Raw genomic sequence first — 16,969 nt, forward strand, 5'->3', positions numbered from 1 at the left:
GATAGATCAGCAACCTAGTGGCAGGTGCAGGACGCGGGACCGTCGTCGCCGCATGTCGAAATCGAGATGCCCGGACTTGCTGCGAGACCGCGCGCAAAGGCGAGCGCGGGAAGATCGACCTCCCGATCGAACAGAGCGCTGACCGGACCGACCAGATCGAGCGCGGTCTGCTGGCGGTCCGACGCCGCCATGATCCTTGCCCAGGCTGCCGCGACTTTCAGCTCGTAGAAGCGGCATTGCTGCTCTCTGGCAACGGACAGGCCCTCGGAGAACAGGACTTCCGAGCGGGACCGATCTGACGAGCCGTCGGCAAGCAGGATCTCGCCCTTGATCCGCAGCAGATCAGCAAGGCACCACAATTGCTGGCCTTGCCGGGAGATAGTCAGGGCATCTTCCACGGCGGCCAGGGCCTGCGCGGTCTCGCCGGCCGCGAACAGTCCTTCGGCGAGCGATCCGAGAAATTCGGGATTGCGCATCAGCCAGCCGTTCTCGGCCCGCGCTTTCAGTCCGCTGCGCAGCAGCTCTATTCCATCGTGATGTCTGCCTTGCAGGACGAACAACTGCCCCTTCAGGCAGGACGTCCAGCTCGTCCAGAAAGCTATTCCCTCGCGCGTGACGAGCTCGAGGAGAGACGCTATCGCCTGATCGGCAGTGGCGACATCATGCGTCATCAGCGCAATGGGGCACACGGCGTTCCGCAGCGCGTAAGCGATCGCGAGCTTGTCCTTCTCACGCTGTGCCTCCTCGAGGCATTCCGCGGCCAGGGATCTGCTCTGGGCGATCTTTCCCTGGAGCAGCAGCACGCGGGCTAACATGGCCTTTGCCAGGACGCTCTGGTTGAGCAGGAACCACATCTGGTTCGTGCCGTCCTTCAATCCATGAGCCGAGTGGTCCAGGGACAGGGTCAATTCGCGTCGAGCTTCCTCCTGCGCGCCGTAAAAATGGGTGGCGGCGCCGATCAGGCGGCGGCCTACCGTCTCGTTGGCGGGGTTTCCCGTGCGAAGAGCGATCTCCAGATATCGCTCTCCGACGTTCTTGGCCGCGTCGTATTGGCCCGAGTTGAGATTGTAGCTCCACAGCGTCCAAACAGCCTTGAGCTGAAGCTCGAGATCGGACAGCTCTTCGCCGAGCGCAAGGCCGATGTTCAGGGCCGCTTTCATGCGATCCGCCGAGCCAGTCGTATTGAGAAGCGCGAACCCCAGCGCGACATAGAGCTGCGCCTTGAGCCTTGGATTGCAGGTCAGCTCTCCGTCGAGATGGGCGAGAGCGTGCTCGATCCGGGTCGAGCATTCCATGAAGGACAGCAGTTGCATCCATACCGGCACAAAGCCGGCCGTAAGCTCTACGCCGAGCGCGGCATCGCCGCCGGGTGCGAACGCCCAGTCGAGCGCCGCATGCACGTTTCCAATTTCCTGGGCAAGGCGGGTGAGATCGTCGGGGGCAGGGGAGGCATCGCCAAGTGGCATCATGAGCTGCCTGAGGAAGCCCGCATGCCGTCTGCTGGCCTGCTCGCACAGCCCTGCTTCTGCCAGCTTCTCCAGGGCGTAAGCGCGGGTGGTCTCCAGCAGACGCCACCGCCCTTCGAAGGAGGGATCGAGCGAGACCAGCGATTTTCCGACCAGATTGAACAGTGTTTCGATGACGTCCGACCGGGACAACGTGTCGTCCATCATTGCAATCGCGGCATCGAGTGTGAACCCTGCCGGAAACACCGCGAGCCAGCACAACAGCCTTTGCTCGTCGGGCGACAACAGATCGTAGCTCCAGTCCAGTGTCGCTCGCAGGGTCTGGTGCCGCGGCAGTTGGTCCCTGCGGCCGCCGCTCAGCAACTCCAGTCGCCTGTCCAGGCGAAGCAAGACGGTGTCTACCCCAAGATTCGCGGCCTGAGCCGCGGCGAATTCCAGCGCGAGCGGAATTCCGTCGAGCCGGCGACAGATGGCAGCCACTTTCAGCAGATCGTCCGCGCCCGGAGCGAAGTTCGCGCGTAGCGCCCGTGTGCGAGCGACGAAGAGCTGCACGGCGCTTGCCTGCAACAGCAAACCGGGATCACGCAAACCAGAGTCCGGAACCGACAGCGGCGGGATGGCCGCGACGTATTCGCCATCGATGCGGAGGCCTTCCCGACTGGTCGAAAGAATGGTGACATTGGGACAATAGCGAAGTGCAGCACTCGCGATCTGCGCAGCGACGTCGATGACATGCTCGCAATTGTCCAAGATGAGAAGCAGACGCCGTGACCCGATGGCCTGGGCGATGCAGGCGGCCGAAACCTCCTTGTCACTCAAGGCCAGCTTGAGCGCACGGGCGGTGGTCGATGTTGCAAGTGCCGGATCATGCAAGGTCGCGAACTCGACCAGCGCCACCGAACCATCGAATGAGGATGCGACCCGGCGCGCAAGTTCGATGGCCAGCTTTGTTTTCCCGATGCCTCCCGGGCCGACCAAAGTCACGGCCCGATATGCGAACATCAGTTCGGCAATTTCGCTCAGGCAATCCTCGCGCCCGATAAGAGGAGCGCGCGTGTTCGGCAGGTTGTTCGAAAAGGAATCGATGGCCGGGACGGATACCGATGTCGCTGCGGGCTGATCCAAATGACCGCTTCGCCAGGTCCCGGCGAGGGTATATCCACGGCCCGAGATCGTCTTGAGGAGATCGCGATCTTTGCCAAGCGCCTTGCGGACGGCGGAGATATGGACCTGTAGCGTGTTGTCCTCGACGGCCAGGCCTGACCAGACACTTCCGATCAGATCATCCTTGGTCACCAGGTGACCGGCGCAACCCGCCAGTTTCTCGAGAATCTCGAATGCGCGGCTTCCGATCGGGACCGTGATGTTGTCGCACCTCAGCTCTCTCCGCTGGCAATCGATGAGCCAGTTACCGAAAGAGTAGGTTCGTACAGCGGGCGAAGGCGACATAAGGGGGGTCCGTGATCAGCTTCACTGCCGCAATCTAGGAGAGTGACGAGACCCCCAAAGATCACCGCCCCTGGCAAGATTCTGAAAGCGTCAGTATGCCTTGGTGTCCTACAGGGGAGGCCGTTGGGGTGTCAAGACGACCTTCTCAGTAGGCGGCTGTTCGCCATTCTCGATGCATGCGTCGAAAACGCTCGTTGCCTGCTACACGAATTCGTGAGGACGAATGGGAGTGCCAAAATGGGAGGGCGGGCCGGAAGGAGCGTGCGGCGCATCCCGACAGGACCACACACAGGCAGGGGATTTCGCGTCGCGACGGTTCAGAAGCTCGGCAGCCTGGTTGGTCTCTTCGTTATGAGCGGTCGAAGCAACACCTGTTCACATCGCGAGCTGCAGGATATCGCGCGGCATCTCGGTTGAAAGGATGGCACGACGCATCGCTTCGACGGTGTCGGCATGTCGGCGAAGGAGAGCCTGAAGTTTCCTGATTTTGCGCCTCTTAACTCGCGATCGGGCCATACCTTGCTACCTTACTCTTCGATCGATGCGCTTCGCCGGAATGGGGCGTCATCGTTTGGATTATCCAGGCCAGAGTAAGATCATGTCTCAGCCAATATCGTCACGACAACCGAAGCATGGTTACACCCAGGCTTCCACCACCGCGGACGAAATAGATTTCCGCTCGGCCATCGCAATGGCGTCGATTGCGCCGCTTCCGAAGGTCGTCGCGCCTGCCACCGTTTCGCGCAGGGACGATCCGTCCCCCCTTGATGCAACGACGATTGCCTTCGAGCGGCTCGGTTTGGTTATTGCGATCGAGGGGCAGCCACGGCGCAGCTCCAGCATATCCCCGTGTAATCCGGCGCGCGGCACCGGCTGGCTGCGCGTCGACATCCCGTGGCAACGCGCACCCATGACGACACCTAACTCTGTGACAACGGCGCCCATCGGTAACGACGACGATCCGGTCGTTCAGCGCCTGTCCGAGGCGCTCGTCGCGGTGGAGCGATTGAAGGCCACCGATAGCGCCCTTTGTGTCGACGCCCTGCGATTTGCCGTCATTGCCCGACTTCTTGCCTTGCGGTCCGAAGCGCAGCCGAGGTTCGACGAGCGAGCCCGCGTCGGCCAATGCACTTCTGAAAGGCCGGTCCAGGGGTTGCAGAGGTGGCGGCTCAAGCGGGTGCTCGACTATGTCGAGACTCACTTCCGCAAGAAAATCGTGCTGGCGGATCTTGCCGCGGCCGCCGGCCTGAGCCGGATGCATTTCGCCGCCCAGTTCCGCGCCGCGACGGGTTGCAGGCCTCACGAATATATCTTGCGGCACCGGATACAGCGCTCCAAGGATCTGCTGCGGGACTGCGAGATGCCGATTGTTGAGGTCGCGCTCACAGTGGGTTTTCAGAGCCAGGCCCACTTCACGACAACGTTCAGGCGCTTCGCGGGTGACACGCCGAGTCGATGGCGAGATGCCGCTGCGGCTGGATTCGATCTTTGATGCCCTTGCCTCGAGCGATTAGGCCTCTGCCCCCGTGGGGGCCTGAGATGCAATGGCGAGGTTGGTGAATTCCGCGATGGAGCTGGCATCGCTCTCGGATCCGCGGCAGATGCCGGGCTACGCTATTGGTGCGGATCAATGCGCCTCGGATATGGCCGGTCGGAAGAACGGGGCTTCATAGGGCCGCCATTCTTCCTCCAGTCACGTCCGTGAGGCGGAAGCCAAGCGCCGAGATGAACCTCTTCAAGTCAGCGCTGACGATTGCCTCGCGGCAAGGGGGCTCGCCCCGGTTGGGGTGCTCAATAGCCCGACTTGGGCTCGCACGGAGGCCGACGCCAGGGGTCGCTCGCGTATGCACCAACGTCGGGAGCGCGAACACAGTTGCGCTTGGACGTCACCGGAACGCGCTGAACCGACGCATAGGCGTCGGCATTGGTCCGGCGCGCTTGGTTGTTGCCTTCGCGAGCCATCGCGGGGGAGGCGATCATGGCCGAAACCATCAGTCCGGCCGACAAGAGCTTCAGTGTAGTCATTGCACGTCTCCTTGACAAAGCGACGCCGGGAACGCCTCGGCTCGCCTGCCAGACATGTGTACGCATGCGTGGGATGAGCAGTATCAATTGAACGATCATTTTCGCCTTTGCACGAAGTCGTCGCCCGCGCTTCATCTTGAAAGCGATTGCTCGCTAGTCGGGCGAAAGCGTTATCTGGTCCGCATGGCCATTCATGAGCGGACCGAACCATTCCCACTTCTCGCCGGTGAAGCGCATCATTTGGAGTTGCTCGATCGGGTGAAAGTCCGTCGGCGATGTCTTGACCCGGACGCCGGGAATATAAGCTGCACCCTCGATATCGAGGTCCGTCGCCACCTGCATGATCCTCTCGCGCGTGAGATCGTCGCCACAGCGCCTCAGCACCTCAACGAGCGCGCTCGACATATTGAATGCCACCAGCGGGCCGCTTTCGGATCGATCTGCGTCCGGATAGTATTTCGCCATGAACGCGCGAAAGTGCTGCATGGCCGGGTATGAGTCCCACTGCGGGTCGGTCACGTCCATTTGGTACCCGGCACTCAAGACTCCCTTCGCGTTGTCCAGTCCTGCGAGCTTCAGCACAGAGCCGACCGAAACCGAGACGTTGGTCATGATGTGGACGGGATGCCAGTCCAGCTCGGCGAGCTTCCTGATCGCCTGAGCCGCGAATTTTGGCGTGGCGACATTGATGAAAATGTCGGGGGCGGCCGCCTTGATAGCCACGATCTGCGAGTCGATTGTCGGTTCGCTGATTTCATATGGCAGGCTCGCAACCACCATTTGCGGGTACCTGTCTTGCAGCACGTCCTTCAGGCCAGCCAGATAATCGCGTCCGAAGTCGTCGTTCTGGTAGAGGACGCCGATCCTGGCGCCAGGGTGATGCGCCAGGATATAGTCCGCGTAGATGCGTGCCTCGGTTCGGTAGCTCGGTAGCCAGCCGATCGTCCACGGAAAATGGACGGGATCAGCCCAGCGAGATGCTCCCGATATGGCGAACAATTGCGGCACGTGGCGATTGTTCATGTACCTTTGAATGGCGGCGTTGCTCGCGGTACCGAAGGGGGCGAAGATCGCGAGTACTTCGTCGCCCTCGACGAGCCGCCGTGCCTGCTCGACCGCTCGGGACGGATTGTAGCCATCGTCGTAGGAGATGAACTCGACTGTCCGGCCGTTGATGCCGCCATTGTCGTTGACCATGCGAAAATACGCACTCATCGTCCTGCCGATGATGCCGTAAGCCGATGCCGGGCCGCTATAGGGCATGATGTTGCCGATCCTGATCTCGGTGTCGCTCGCGCCGGGATCGTATCGCTGTTGCGCAGAGGCGCTGGCTGCGCCGGCCGCAAATATGACGGCGACGACTGCTAGTGTTCGAAGGCGCCTCGCAATGTCCCGACTCAAATGGCCACTTCCACCGTTGATCAAGCGATGCCTCCATAGCGCTGCTGGTCATCGTGCCTGCCGGGCGGCGGCATAGCGCCAATGGAGGGCCTGCTCGTCCAACAGTCGATCGCCGGAGTGTAGCGCGGGACCCGCCGCGAGCCGGATTACAGAAGCTGAAGAACTGTGAAGTTTTACAATGGTGTGCGTAGGATTGGCCCGTCACCGGCGCCCGATCCGGGGTGCCTTTTACGCCGTCCCGCCGTCGTGGCGAACAAACGTTCGGAGCCGATGATATCGATCGAGGATCCGGACCGGCGGGGTGCGCCGGATGGCACGGTCGCACTCCGAGCAAGGTTACAGACAGGCATGGTTACGCGGCAATTTGCTTTTGCGTGTTGCCGCCGTTCACCGATGCCCGTGGCGGTTGTAAATGTGGCCCGCTCCGAACACCGGAGCCGCGCCACCGGGCCGCTTGAGGCCCATTCGTCCCGCCGGCGTCAATGCGCCGCCATTCAGCACGTCGCGATCGGGATACATTGATGCAAATGCGGCGGGCTCCTGATCGGCATAGGACCAGGCCGCCGAGGCGGACGATATCGTTGCAGTTGAGAGCAGCGCTGCCGCGATCAGGGTTTTGAATGCAGTCATAGCGAATCTCCATTGCTCGTGATGTGCGGAGAGTCGCTTGGCGATGGTTGCTGCTCGGCTGGTCGCGTTTCCGGAATTGTTTTCTTTACCGGGCTGTATAGGCAGTCCGGCCAGAAAACCCCGCTTGCTGTGCATCACTCCTGCGAGAAGATGACGGGAATATCAGGCAGGGCGCGCGGTTACCAAGGTCTGATGCGTCTCCGAAGCCGAATTCTGTCAAGGTTGTCATAGTTGCTCGCGCGATCGTGCATGGTTGATTCGTGTGCGACGCCCAGTTCTAGGTGCAGGTCATACAACATGAGGAGTGTGAGCCATGAGGCTGCTCTGGTTTCTCTGTGTCGTCGCCAGCCTTATGCTCTCGGGCGTTGCATCTGCCCGCGGCGGCATGGGATCCCACATGTCGATGGAGAGCGGTGGCGCGCTCGGTACGAGCGCTGCTGCGCCGGGAACGAACTCGCTCGGTACCGCGCTCCCGTCATCGGAGGGAGTTGGTCACGCGACGAAGGGGCCGCTGCTCGGCTCGGATGCGACCATCGACAAGGAGGACGCACGGGTCGAGAAGATGCTGGAAGGATCCATCTGTCGCGGCTGCTGACGTGCGAGCATTGCGATATTTGCGGCGAGTGTCTGGCGGCCTTGGGCGCCGGACGAGTTGTGTATTTTGAAAGCGTTGGTGATACGCTGGGCGCAAGATCAAGCAACCGCCTGGGGCTATGCCGATGATGGCCGAGCCAAGCCAGCGCCCCGTCTACGCCTGCGCTGAATGGGAGATCGATCTTGCCAGACGTGAACTGCGCTCGATGGGAGAGTCCGTTCCTCTGGGCGGTCGTGCCTTTGAGATCCTTGCGGAATTGGCTCAGGCCGAAGGCGGGCTGGTTACCAAGAATGACCTGACGGAGCGTGTCTGGCGCGGCGTCTTCGTCGAGGAGAGTGCACTTCGGGTCCATATCGCGGCGATCCGGAAGGCCTTTGGTTCGGATCGTGACATGCTGGCGACAACGGTCGGCCGGGGCTATCGCCTGCTGGGTTCATGGCGGACCCGGCAGATGGATGCCCCGCTACAATCTGCCGCACCCCAGCCACTGCCGTCGACCAACATTCCCAATGCATCATTCATTCTCATCGGGCGCACCACCGCGCTCGCGCGTTTGTGGGAGCTTCTGTCGGCTTATCGCGTCGTGAGCCTCGTCGGGCCTGGCGGGATTGGCAAGACGGCACTTGCGCTACAAGCCGCCAGGACGCCGCCAGCCGGCGTTGCGGCCGACCGGTTGCTGGTCGAATTGGCCTCGCTGCCCGATCCCAAGCTCGTGTGCTCGGCCGTCGCCAGCATGCTCGGTATCAAGCTCGAAGGGGAGGAGATCACCCCGGATTCCATCGCGCGCGCGATTGGCGCCAGGCAGTTGTTGCTCATTCTCGACAATTGCGAGCACGTCGTTGATACCGTGGCCCAACTGGCCGAGACGATCGTCAGCCACTGTTCCGGAACGACCGTCCTGGCGACAAGTCGCGAAGCGCTGCGCATTGATGGCGAGCAGGTCTATCGCGTTCCGCCCCTGGGTGTACCGCCCGAAGTCCGGCTCGGGTCTGACGCCGCATCGGCCTACACGGCGGTGGAATTGTTCACGACTAGAGCGAAAGCGCTGGGCTCCAGCTTCGCGCTCGACGAAGAGAACCTCGATGCCGTCGCAGCCATCTGCCGCCGGCTGGATGGCATTCCGCTTGCGATCGAGTTCGCGGCGGCGCGTGCTGTGATGCTTAGTCCGCCGAAGATCGCGGCACTTCTCGACGATAGGTTCAAATTTCTGACGACCGGCCGGCGTACTGCGTTGCCCAGGCAGCAAACGCTTCGTGCGACGCTCGACTGGAGCTACGATCTACTGCCGGACGCCGAGGCGCGAGTCCTGCGGCGGCTCGGCGTGTTTGCCGGAGAATTTCTGCTCGATGCCGTGATCGCGGTCGCCGGCGAAGGAATGGGCGATGTCACCGCGGAGCTTGCCAATCTGGTGGCCAAGTCGCTCGTCCTTGCGGATATTCGCGGCGAGCGCCCGTACTATCGCCTGCTGGACACCACGCGCGCCTATGCGCTGGAAAAGCTTCACGCCAGCGGCGAATTTCACAGCATAGCGCGCCGCCAGGCCGGATACTATTGCGGGTTCTTTGCGAATGCAGAAGCTGACAGCGAAGTGAGGCCGCAGGCGGAGTGGCTTGGCTTCTATGGCCAGCACATCGACAATGTACGATCCAGCCTCGATTGGGCTTTCTCGCCCGACGGAGATGCGCAGATCGGAGCGGCACTGACCGCAGGGGCAGTTCCGCTATGGGTACAATTGTCGCTCCTCGCCGAGTGCCGCGAGCGGACCGAACTGGCGTTGGCCGGCCTCGACGACAGCGCCGCGGGCGCATTGCGGCTCCGCATGCAATTGTCGGCCGCACTTGGCTGGTCACTGATGTACGGCGTTGGCAGGGCTAGAGAGGCCGGTCCGGCCTGGGCTGCGACCTTGCAGCTTGCCGAGCAGCGCGGCGACAGCGACTATCTGTTGCGGGCGCTTTGGGGGCTCTGCATCGATCAATTCAACAACGGCGAGTTCCGCAAGGCGTTGGAATTCGCGCACCGCTTCGCGGATATCGTGGCCGATTCCCAAAATTCCGTCGACCGGATGATGGGCGATCGGCTGCTCGCCACCACGCTGCACTACCTCGGCGACCAGCGGTTGGCGCATCATCACATAGGGCGGACCTTGTCTCGCCTTTCCGATCTGGCGGCGAAGCCTCAGGTGATCCGTTTCAGGTTCGACCTGCGAGCCTCGGCGCGCTATTTCCAGGCGCGCATCCTGTGGCTTCTCGGGTTCGCGGATCAGGCACTGAGCGTCGTCGAGCGCAATGTCGAGGAGGGGCGTGCGAGTGGTCATGCCCTGACCTTCTGCAGCGTACTCGGCCAGGGTGCCTGTCCGATTGCTTTCCTGGCCGGCGATCTCGATTCGGCGGAAGGCTATTGCACCATGCTGCTGGAGCATACCGAACGTCATCCGATCCGTCTGTGGAACGTGTGGGCGCGCGCCTTCAGGGGCATGGTGATGGCGCGACGTGGCGATGTCGCCGCCGGAGTGACGTTGCTGCGCAAGGCGCTCGAGCTGGCGGGCGAGGCGCGTTTCCTGCCGCGCTTCCTGCTTCCTCTCGGCGAACTGGCGGCATGTCTCGGAGAGGTCGGCGAAGTATCGCTGGGGCTCGCGACCGTGGACGAGGCGCTTGCGCGCTGCGAGGCGAGGGATGAGCGGTGGTACGCGGCCGAGCTCTGGCGCATCAGGGGCGAGTTGCTTCGGCATCCCGGCGAGCGTCGCTCGGCTATCGCCGCCGAGCAGTGCTTCGACAAGGCGTTCGAGGTGGCGCGCGGGCAAGGTGCGCTGTTCTGGGAGCTGAGGGCGGCCATCAGCCTCGCACGGTTGAGGGCTAGTCAGGGCCGTCCCGCCGATGCGCACCAAATCCTGGCTCTTGTGTACGGCCAATTCACCGAAGGTTTCGAGACCGCGGATCTCGGGCTCGCGAGAGCGATGATGACGGAGTTTTCGACCTCATAGGGCTGACGCGCGGTGCTACAGGATGCCCCGGGGGCGGCGTCCGATACATGTCGTCGGACGCAGGTGCGGCCTCGGCGAGCGCCGCATCCCCCGTGCTCCAGAACGTTTCGCAAGGTATTCGCCGGGCCGCTGGTTGCCGCAGGGAAGAGGCGCGAGTGGCTTCGAAGTCCCATTGCTGACCCAGCATGCCATCGTTCCTCGATGAGATCTTTCCACTCCGCGCGTCTCTATCGAGACTGCACGGCATAGCTACGGACCGCGCGACGTCGGCCGCAAGAGTTGCGATCCCACCTCAGATAACGGCAGGTCGTGTCTCAGGCAGGTTCGTGTGTCAGCATGTGGTTCTGCCGCAAAGCCAATTAGCTCGCGGCGAGCGAGCCCGAAGGCTGAGACGCCAATTCTGCAAGTAGCTCCCTTGCCATCTTCAGGGGGCGTGTACCGAATCCCTCGGTAAATCGCCCGTAGATTGGCGCAAGAATGTCTTGCGCTTCTCTCCGGCGGCCTTGCCGCTGCCATAACCTTGCAAGGCTGATCGCTGTACGCAGCTCATAGCCAAGCGCCTCCTGATGCCGGGCCAAATCAAGCGATTGCACGAGGTTTCGTTCCGCCTGCAGGAAGTCCGGGCAGGGCTTGCGCATCAGCACTTCCGCCCTTGCCCGCATCATGTCGGGCATGTCCATCAGAAAATTACAATGCTGGCCCTCGGCAATCGCCTGGTCAATTGTCTCCAGCGCTTCATCGCCGTGACCTGTCGCTGCGAGAGCTTCCGCGAGCGGCATGCGCAGCCCGGCTACTGCGCCGAAACGCCGGCTCTGCAGCTTCTCGATCGAGTCTTTCAGTATAGCAAGCCCGATACCGGTCTCGTTACGTGCCAGCAGCGCAATCCCCTTCAGTGCTTCGCCGACCATCTGGAAGGTGGCGAGGTTGAGCTTGCGTGCCTCCGCGACGAGCCTGTCAACCAGTTCTTCGCAATCCTCAGTGTCTCTATTCCAATAAAAGACACCGAACGCCCAGGGCAGCGCTCTGCAAAGCATGATTGGATTGTTCACGGCGATCACGTCGGAAATGGCTCGTCGCACTGTTCCCGCGGCCTGATCGGGATATCCCTGAAGCCAGAGCACGCGAGCAAGGGTGATTTGTGCGCGTCTCGGATAATCGAGCGTCAAACCGCTATGGACGTCGCCTTCCAGGTTCGGATGCAGCAATGCGGCGTCGATGTAGGTGCGGGAGGCGGAAAACTCACCAAGATACTGGCAGGAGATGCCGAGCAACAGGCGCATGCGCGCCACCGCAACGGAATCGCCGCTCGCAAGGGCAATGGCTTCACCGCGCCTCGCTGTGTCCAGTGCGTCGTCATAGTGACCGACCAGCAATTGGAGCAAATGCAGCCGCCCGGTCAGTCCGATCTGCCCGGGGACGTCGCCGATTTTCTCGGCCAACTCGAGCGCCCGGTTGAGGCAACCGACGCCCAGTTCGTCGATCTGCCCGGTGAGCATGCGGGCCGACCCGAGCGCAGCATGAAGTGCGAGGTCGTGCCTGACGCTTGCGCCCGTTCCATTCAGCTCCTTGATTGCGCGCGCTACCCAGAGCTGGCATTCAGCCAAAAGCGACAGCTTAAAAAACACGGGTATCGATGCGGCAGTGAGGGCTACGCCGATTCCGCGGTCTCCCGGATCCGAGAAGCACCATGTCAATGCTCCGCGGATGTTGCCGAATTGATCGGCAATCGCCGAAAGATCTTTGTCTGGCTCGTCGGCCGTCTTTTGCAGCAAATCCCGAAAGTAGGAGGCGTGGCGTAGCGGCACCATTTCGGCGGCGGTGCTGGCGGCGAGCTTCTCCTGCGCGTAGGCCCGCGTCGCGTCCGCGAGCCTGTAGCGAATCGATTGCGAGCCCTGGTTCAGGGTAAGCATCGATTTGGCCACGAGGTTGTCGAGCGCAGCCATGGTCGTGTCGTCGCCGGTCGCATCGCTGCCGGCGATCGCTCGGGCCGCTTCGGCGGTGAAGCTGCCGACGAACACGGATAGCTGGCTGAGAACCACCCGTTCGGGCTCGGATAGAAGATCGTAGCTCCACTCGATGGTTGCGCGAAGCGTCCGGTGCCGGGGCAGCGCCGTGCGTCGTCCTTCCCACAGAAGATTGAAGTGTTTGTCGAGGAGTTGGACCATGGCCTTGACGCCGTATGCCGTCACATGGCCGGCGGTGAGCTCGATCGCGAGCGGGATGCCGTTGAGCCGACGGCAGAGGTTGCCGACGTCGGACGCGTTCGCATCCGTCAACCCGAACTCACCTCCAGCTGCGGCCGCGCGCTCCACGAAGAGCTTTACGGAGGGGTAGGCAATCGCGCTCTCGGCCGTCAGAACGGCATTTTCCGGCGGGCTTGTCAGAGGCGAGAGGCGATATGTGTGCTCGCCTTCGACCCGCAGCAGCTCCCGGCTCGTGGCCATGATGTGCAGCTGCGGTGCCTCCTGGTAGAGCCGTTCGGCCAGCGTCGCCGCGGCGTCGACGACATGCTCGCAGCAATCCAGAATGAGCAGCATCCGCCGGTCGCGCAGGAATGCCACAAGGCTGTTTGAGGGATTGTCCGATCGCGCCCGCAGCCCGAGCGAAGATGCTGCAATGGCCGGCACCAGAGCGGCATCGCGGGTCTCGCCGAGACTGACGAAGTGAACCTGGCCGGCGAATTCCGCGAGAAGGGCGTGGCCCGCGGAAACGGCGACCGTCGTCTTGCCGATGCCGCCCGGGCCGACGACCGTGATGAAACGCTGGGCTTTGAGCCTTTCCGATAGATCCTCGATGGTTTGCTCGCGGCCCACCATCTGCCAGGGATGTGCCGGCAGGTTGTGCGCGCGAACAGGCTTGGTCGGTGCAGGTTGGTTCTGCGCCGGGCTAGCGGCCGAACCGACGAAACAATAGCCCTGTCCTGATACCGTGCTCAGATATTTCGCGCCGGCATTGCCGTCCCCGAGCGCCTTGCGGAGTGCTGCGATATGGACGCGCAGGCTGTTGTCATCGACGCTGGAGCCTGGCCATGTCCTGGCTATCAGATCGCCCTTGCTGACGACTTCGCCCGCATGCCGGATCAGTGTCAGCAGCAGGTCAAATGCGCGAGCCGACAGTTGGACCGGATTGCCATCTTTCTCGATCCGTCTCTGCGAGGCGTCCAGACGAAACGGCCCAAAGACGAAAATCTCTTGAGCGGAGCTCTCCTGGAGAGAGGGTCCGGTCGTGGCTGTTGTGGTGTTGCTCTGCCAGCGGGGGACCATTTTGAAATATCAAATCCGACGACCGACTCGTCGCACTCTATGACTTGAACTCGGGCCGATACGTGTGACCGCGGTGGCAGCTGCAAACGTAACATCCGGCAGTATCGCGGTAAAGGATCACCGATGGATGTCGCTGATCACTTTCGTCCGGAGGGAAGGGAACTCCGGGAAGAGTCCTGATTTTTCAGGAAACGACCGTCGATTGGGGAAATCTCCGCCAATGGCTGATCTCATCGGATCAACACCGGCTTGAGAATATCCTCCAGGCCGATCCGAAGGAAAAGTTCCGTGCGAGCGCGGTCGGCGACGGCGTCGACGGCTGCCGCCCCATCATCATCCGGGCCGAAATGAACTTTCAGCGGACGTTGTCCGAACGGCATGTTCACGACATTCGCAACTGTGCTTGCGACATCTTGTGGAGCCGTATCCTTCGGCGAAAGCTGCGCGAGTCCCGCAAGCGCGATTTCACTCAAATCGGCGGTTGGACCGTCCGCGTATTCTTCTGCCCGAACAGTATCCTGCGGCCGGCCGGAGCGGACATAGTGGCCGGGTCCGAGAGCGCTGGGAACGATGATGGTCGTCTCGACGCCCCAGCGTGCGAGCTCGCCGGCGTAACTGAGTGCCAGGGAATCCAGGGCGGCTTCCGTTGAAGCACAGGCGCCGAGGAACGGAACCGAGCTGCCGCGCGCGCTGCTTGACGTGATCCATATCAGCAAGCCCTGACCCTGCTTGCGCAATTGTGGCAACGCTGCGCGATTGAGGCGCTGTGCGATCAGGACGTTGGTATCGTAGAGCTCGGCAAGCTGCTCCGGCGTGAAGGCTTCTGCGGGGCCGTAAACGACTTGCCGGGCATTGTGCACGACCACGTCGAGGCGGCTGTTTTCGGCGACGATGGTCTCAACGGCCGAGGTCACTGAGGATTCCGAAGAGACGTCGAACTCGATCGTGCGGAGATCGGGGCCGGCCTGGCCGGGATTTGATCCAGCCTCCTCGATCCCTTGCGCAATAGGGCCACTCATTTCCCGGCTTGAAACGTAGACCGTGTGGCCTGCCTGCATCAGTTGCCGGCAGGTGGTTCGTCCGATGCTGTTTGCAGCACCCGTGACGATGATCACTTTGCTCATTCGATTCCCAATCGCAACCCAGCCTCTGCGGCGCTGGCGGCCCCGTCGCGACACGGTCCATCGTTCGGGAGTCGACCGCCGCCATCGTGCGAAGCGCATCTGAAATAGAGCGGGGCGCAGGGTGGGTCTTTTCGGGCATCACGATCGATTGTCAAATTGCACGAAAAATTTCGAGAATGCCCGAAGCCGGATCCGGGTCCGGCGAACGCCGAAGACAGCTCAGGCGTGCCTTCGCGAAATTGGCGGTGGGTTCGAAAAGATCGGGCCCTGGTCGCCCGCTACAAGGAAGCTGCGTCGCTCGAAAGAGTGCCGCGCGCAGCCGATCGCCAGGCGGTCCGGGCATCGCAAAGGAGACCGAATGAATCAGGGCAAGCGACCGCGTTCGGGGCTTGGATCCCTCGTCCTGATTGCAGCCGTGCTCGGCGGCGGCGCGGCTGCCTTCGCATACACCGCGGGATGGCTCTCGCCGGGGCGTCTGACGCCGGAACGGATGATCGCGGCGCTGACGCCTCCGAGCGGCCCGCCGCTCGGGCACCGGCGAAATCATGCCAAGGGAATCTGCTTCACCGGGACGTTCGAGGCGAATGGAAACGGCACGGAGCTCTCCCGGGCCAAGGTCTTCGTGCAGGGGCGCTATCCGGCCCTGGGCCGCTTCAATCTCGGCACAGCCGATCCGAACGCGGTCGATGCGACCGTGCGCGTCCGCGGCCTGGGACTGCAGATCGCGGCGGCAGACGGCGAAGAGTGGCGCATGGCGATGATCAACCCGCCGTTCTTTGCGGTTTCCACGCCGCAGGCGTTTCACGAGCTGCTGATTGCATCCGGCAAGAAGGATCCGGAGGCGATGAAGAGTTTCATCCGGGCAAATCCGGAATTTGCTGCCTTCGCAGCCTGGGCCAAGACAGCGCCCTGGACCACGAGCTATGCGGAGGATTTCTACAACGGCCTCAACAGCTTCATCTTCACGGACGCGAAGGGCGGCGAGCGGGCGGTGCGATGGTCGCTGGTGCCGATGGCGAAGGGCGTGCCGGTCTCGCAAGCCGATCTGGAAAAACGCGGCCCGGATTTTCTCGAGCAGGAGATCGTGGACCGGGTTCGCACGGCTGGCCCGCAACGCTGGACCATGGTCATGACCGTCGCCGATCCCGGTGATCCGACCGCGGACCCGAGCAAGGCCTGGCCGGAGAACCGTCGCAAGGTGGAGGTCGGAACGCTGATCGTGCAGCGGATCGAGCCGGAACGCGATGGACCGTGCCGCGACATCAATTTCGATCCGACGGTCCTGCCGCAGGGAATCCGGGTGTCGGACGATCCGTTCCCGGCTGCACGCTCATCGGTCTACCGCAAATCATACGATCTGCGCGCGGCCGAAGCCAGGGACTATCCGCGAACCGAGACCGCCAAGCCATGACCAGCGCTCCTCATCGTTTTGCCCCGATCCAGCGCGCTCTGCACTGGCTGATGGCAGTCTGCATCCTCGCCATGCTGTTCATTGGCGTCGGCATGGTCTCCACGGTCGCGCCGAAATATCTGCCGCTCATCCTGGTCCACAAGACGATCGGCTTCACCCTGCTGGTTCTCGTTCTGATCAGGCTAGCGTTGCGACTGTATTACGGTGCGCCGCCATTGCCGGCCGATCTTTCGAGACCCATGAAGTTTGGAGCAAGATTGTCGCATCAGCTCCTGTATGGCCTCATGATCGTCATGCCGTTGCTCGGTCTCGGCATGCTCTGGGCTGCGGCCTATCCGGTCGTCCTGTATGGCGGAATCCGAATTCCCGCGCTGCTGCCGCAGAGCGACCTGATGCACACGCTGCTCTGGAATGCCCACGTCTATCTGGGTTTCGCGTTTTTTGCCCTCGTGCTGCTGCATGTGGCGGCGGGGCTATTCCACGCATTGATCCGCCGCGATGGCGTATTCGGCTCGATGTCGCTTCTGCCGCTGCGGGACAGGGTGACACAAGCGAAATGAACCCGCTGCGCGCAGGCAGGCGCTCCTCGCAGGCGTGCGATCCAAAAAGGATCTTTCGCGCTGGA

At 62.4% G+C, this 16,969-nt stretch carries 11 protein-coding genes; 5 read left to right on the top strand and 6 right to left on the bottom strand.

Translation table 11 applies throughout. The features are described from left to right. Positions 1-14: 14 nt before the first annotated feature. The gene (locus tag ACKWRH_RS15830) at positions 15-2,915 is read right to left on the bottom strand and encodes an ATP-binding protein (RefSeq protein WP_445221315.1); all 2,901 of its coding nucleotides are present in this window, start codon (positions 2,913-2,915) and stop codon (positions 15-17) included. Positions 2,916-3,513: 598 nt separating this feature from the next. On the opposite strand from ACKWRH_RS15830, the gene ACKWRH_RS15835 reads away from it, so the two are divergent. After that, complete coding sequence (locus ACKWRH_RS15835) at positions 3,514-4,407, top strand: helix-turn-helix transcriptional regulator (protein WP_445221316.1); 894 nt, start codon at positions 3,514-3,516, stop codon at positions 4,405-4,407. Between the two features lie 299 nt (positions 4,408-4,706). On the opposite strand, the gene ACKWRH_RS15840 is transcribed toward ACKWRH_RS15835, so the two are convergent. The 3 genes from ACKWRH_RS15840 to ACKWRH_RS15850 form a co-directional block, all read right to left on the bottom strand. Then, positions 4,707-4,940 (bottom strand): hypothetical protein, encoded by a 234-nt coding sequence (locus ACKWRH_RS15840; protein WP_445221317.1) that lies wholly within the window; start codon positions 4,938-4,940, stop codon positions 4,707-4,709. A gap of 153 nt (positions 4,941-5,093) precedes the next feature. After that, on the bottom strand, positions 5,094-6,329 hold the full coding sequence (locus ACKWRH_RS15845) for an ABC transporter substrate-binding protein (protein WP_445222412.1): 1,236 nt from the start codon (positions 6,327-6,329) through the stop codon (positions 5,094-5,096). A 399-nt stretch (positions 6,330-6,728) separates the two neighbouring features. Then, positions 6,729-6,971, bottom strand: coding sequence for a hypothetical protein (locus ACKWRH_RS15850; RefSeq protein WP_445221318.1), 243 nt, complete (start codon positions 6,969-6,971; stop codon positions 6,729-6,731). Positions 6,972-7,284: 313 nt separating this feature from the next. On the opposite strand from ACKWRH_RS15850, the gene ACKWRH_RS15855 reads away from it, so the two are divergent. Next, positions 7,285-7,566: a hypothetical protein gene (locus ACKWRH_RS15855; protein WP_445221319.1), complete on the top strand. Its 282-nt coding sequence runs from the start codon at positions 7,285-7,287 to the stop codon at positions 7,564-7,566. A gap of 124 nt (positions 7,567-7,690) precedes the next feature. After that, positions 7,691-10,546 (top strand): ATP-binding protein, encoded by a 2,856-nt coding sequence (locus tag ACKWRH_RS15860; protein ID WP_445221320.1) that lies wholly within the window; start codon positions 7,691-7,693, stop codon positions 10,544-10,546. 359 nt (positions 10,547-10,905) lie between these two features. Here ACKWRH_RS15860 and ACKWRH_RS15865 read toward each other — a convergent pair whose 3' ends face one another. Beyond that, complete coding sequence (locus tag ACKWRH_RS15865; protein WP_445221321.1) at positions 10,906-13,809, bottom strand: ATP-binding protein; 2,904 nt, start codon at positions 13,807-13,809, stop codon at positions 10,906-10,908. Positions 13,810-14,039: 230 nt separating this feature from the next. Next, a complete protein-coding gene (locus tag ACKWRH_RS15870) occupies positions 14,040-14,933 on the bottom strand; it encodes an SDR family NAD(P)-dependent oxidoreductase (RefSeq protein WP_445221322.1) in 894 nt (297 codons plus the stop codon). A gap of 358 nt (positions 14,934-15,291) precedes the next feature. On the opposite strand from ACKWRH_RS15870, the gene ACKWRH_RS15875 reads away from it, so the two are divergent. Both ACKWRH_RS15875 and ACKWRH_RS15880 read left to right on the top strand, forming a co-directional pair. Then, a complete protein-coding gene (locus ACKWRH_RS15875) occupies positions 15,292-16,344 on the top strand; it encodes a catalase family peroxidase (protein WP_445221323.1) in 1,053 nt (350 codons plus the stop codon). After that, positions 16,341-16,904 carry a cytochrome b gene (locus ACKWRH_RS15880; RefSeq protein WP_445221324.1) on the top strand — a complete coding sequence of 188 codons (564 nt, stop codon included), beginning with the start codon at positions 16,341-16,343 and terminating at the stop codon, positions 16,902-16,904. Before ACKWRH_RS15875 ends, ACKWRH_RS15880 begins: the two co-directional genes overlap by 4 nt. Positions 16,905-16,969: the final 65 nt, after the last annotated feature.

The organism is Bradyrhizobium sp. Pa8, assembly GCF_052588265.1.

Bases quoted from the DNA above. Each gene is read 5' to 3' on its own strand.
- ACKWRH_RS15830 (WP_445221315.1), bottom strand. From the start codon at position 2,915: ATGTCGCCTTCGCCCGCTGTACGAACCTACTCTTTCGGTAACTGGCTC.
- ACKWRH_RS15835 (WP_445221316.1), top strand. From the start codon at position 3,514: ATGTCTCAGCCAATATCGTCACGACAACCGAAGCATGGTTACACCCAG.
- ACKWRH_RS15840 (WP_445221317.1), bottom strand. From the start codon at position 4,940: ATGACTACACTGAAGCTCTTGTCGGCCGGACTGATGGTTTCGGCCATG.
- ACKWRH_RS15850 (WP_445221318.1), bottom strand. From the start codon at position 6,971: ATGACTGCATTCAAAACCCTGATCGCGGCAGCGCTGCTCTCAACTGCA.
- ACKWRH_RS15855 (WP_445221319.1), top strand. From the start codon at position 7,285: ATGAGGCTGCTCTGGTTTCTCTGTGTCGTCGCCAGCCTTATGCTCTCG.
- ACKWRH_RS15860 (WP_445221320.1), top strand. From the start codon at position 7,691: ATGATGGCCGAGCCAAGCCAGCGCCCCGTCTACGCCTGCGCTGAATGG.
- ACKWRH_RS15865 (WP_445221321.1), bottom strand. From the start codon at position 13,809: ATGGTCCCCCGCTGGCAGAGCAACACCACAACAGCCACGACCGGACCC.
- ACKWRH_RS15870 (WP_445221322.1), bottom strand. From the start codon at position 14,933: ATGAGCAAAGTGATCATCGTCACGGGTGCTGCAAACAGCATCGGACGA.
- ACKWRH_RS15875 (WP_445221323.1), top strand. From the start codon at position 15,292: ATGAATCAGGGCAAGCGACCGCGTTCGGGGCTTGGATCCCTCGTCCTG.
- ACKWRH_RS15880 (WP_445221324.1), top strand. From the start codon at position 16,341: ATGACCAGCGCTCCTCATCGTTTTGCCCCGATCCAGCGCGCTCTGCAC.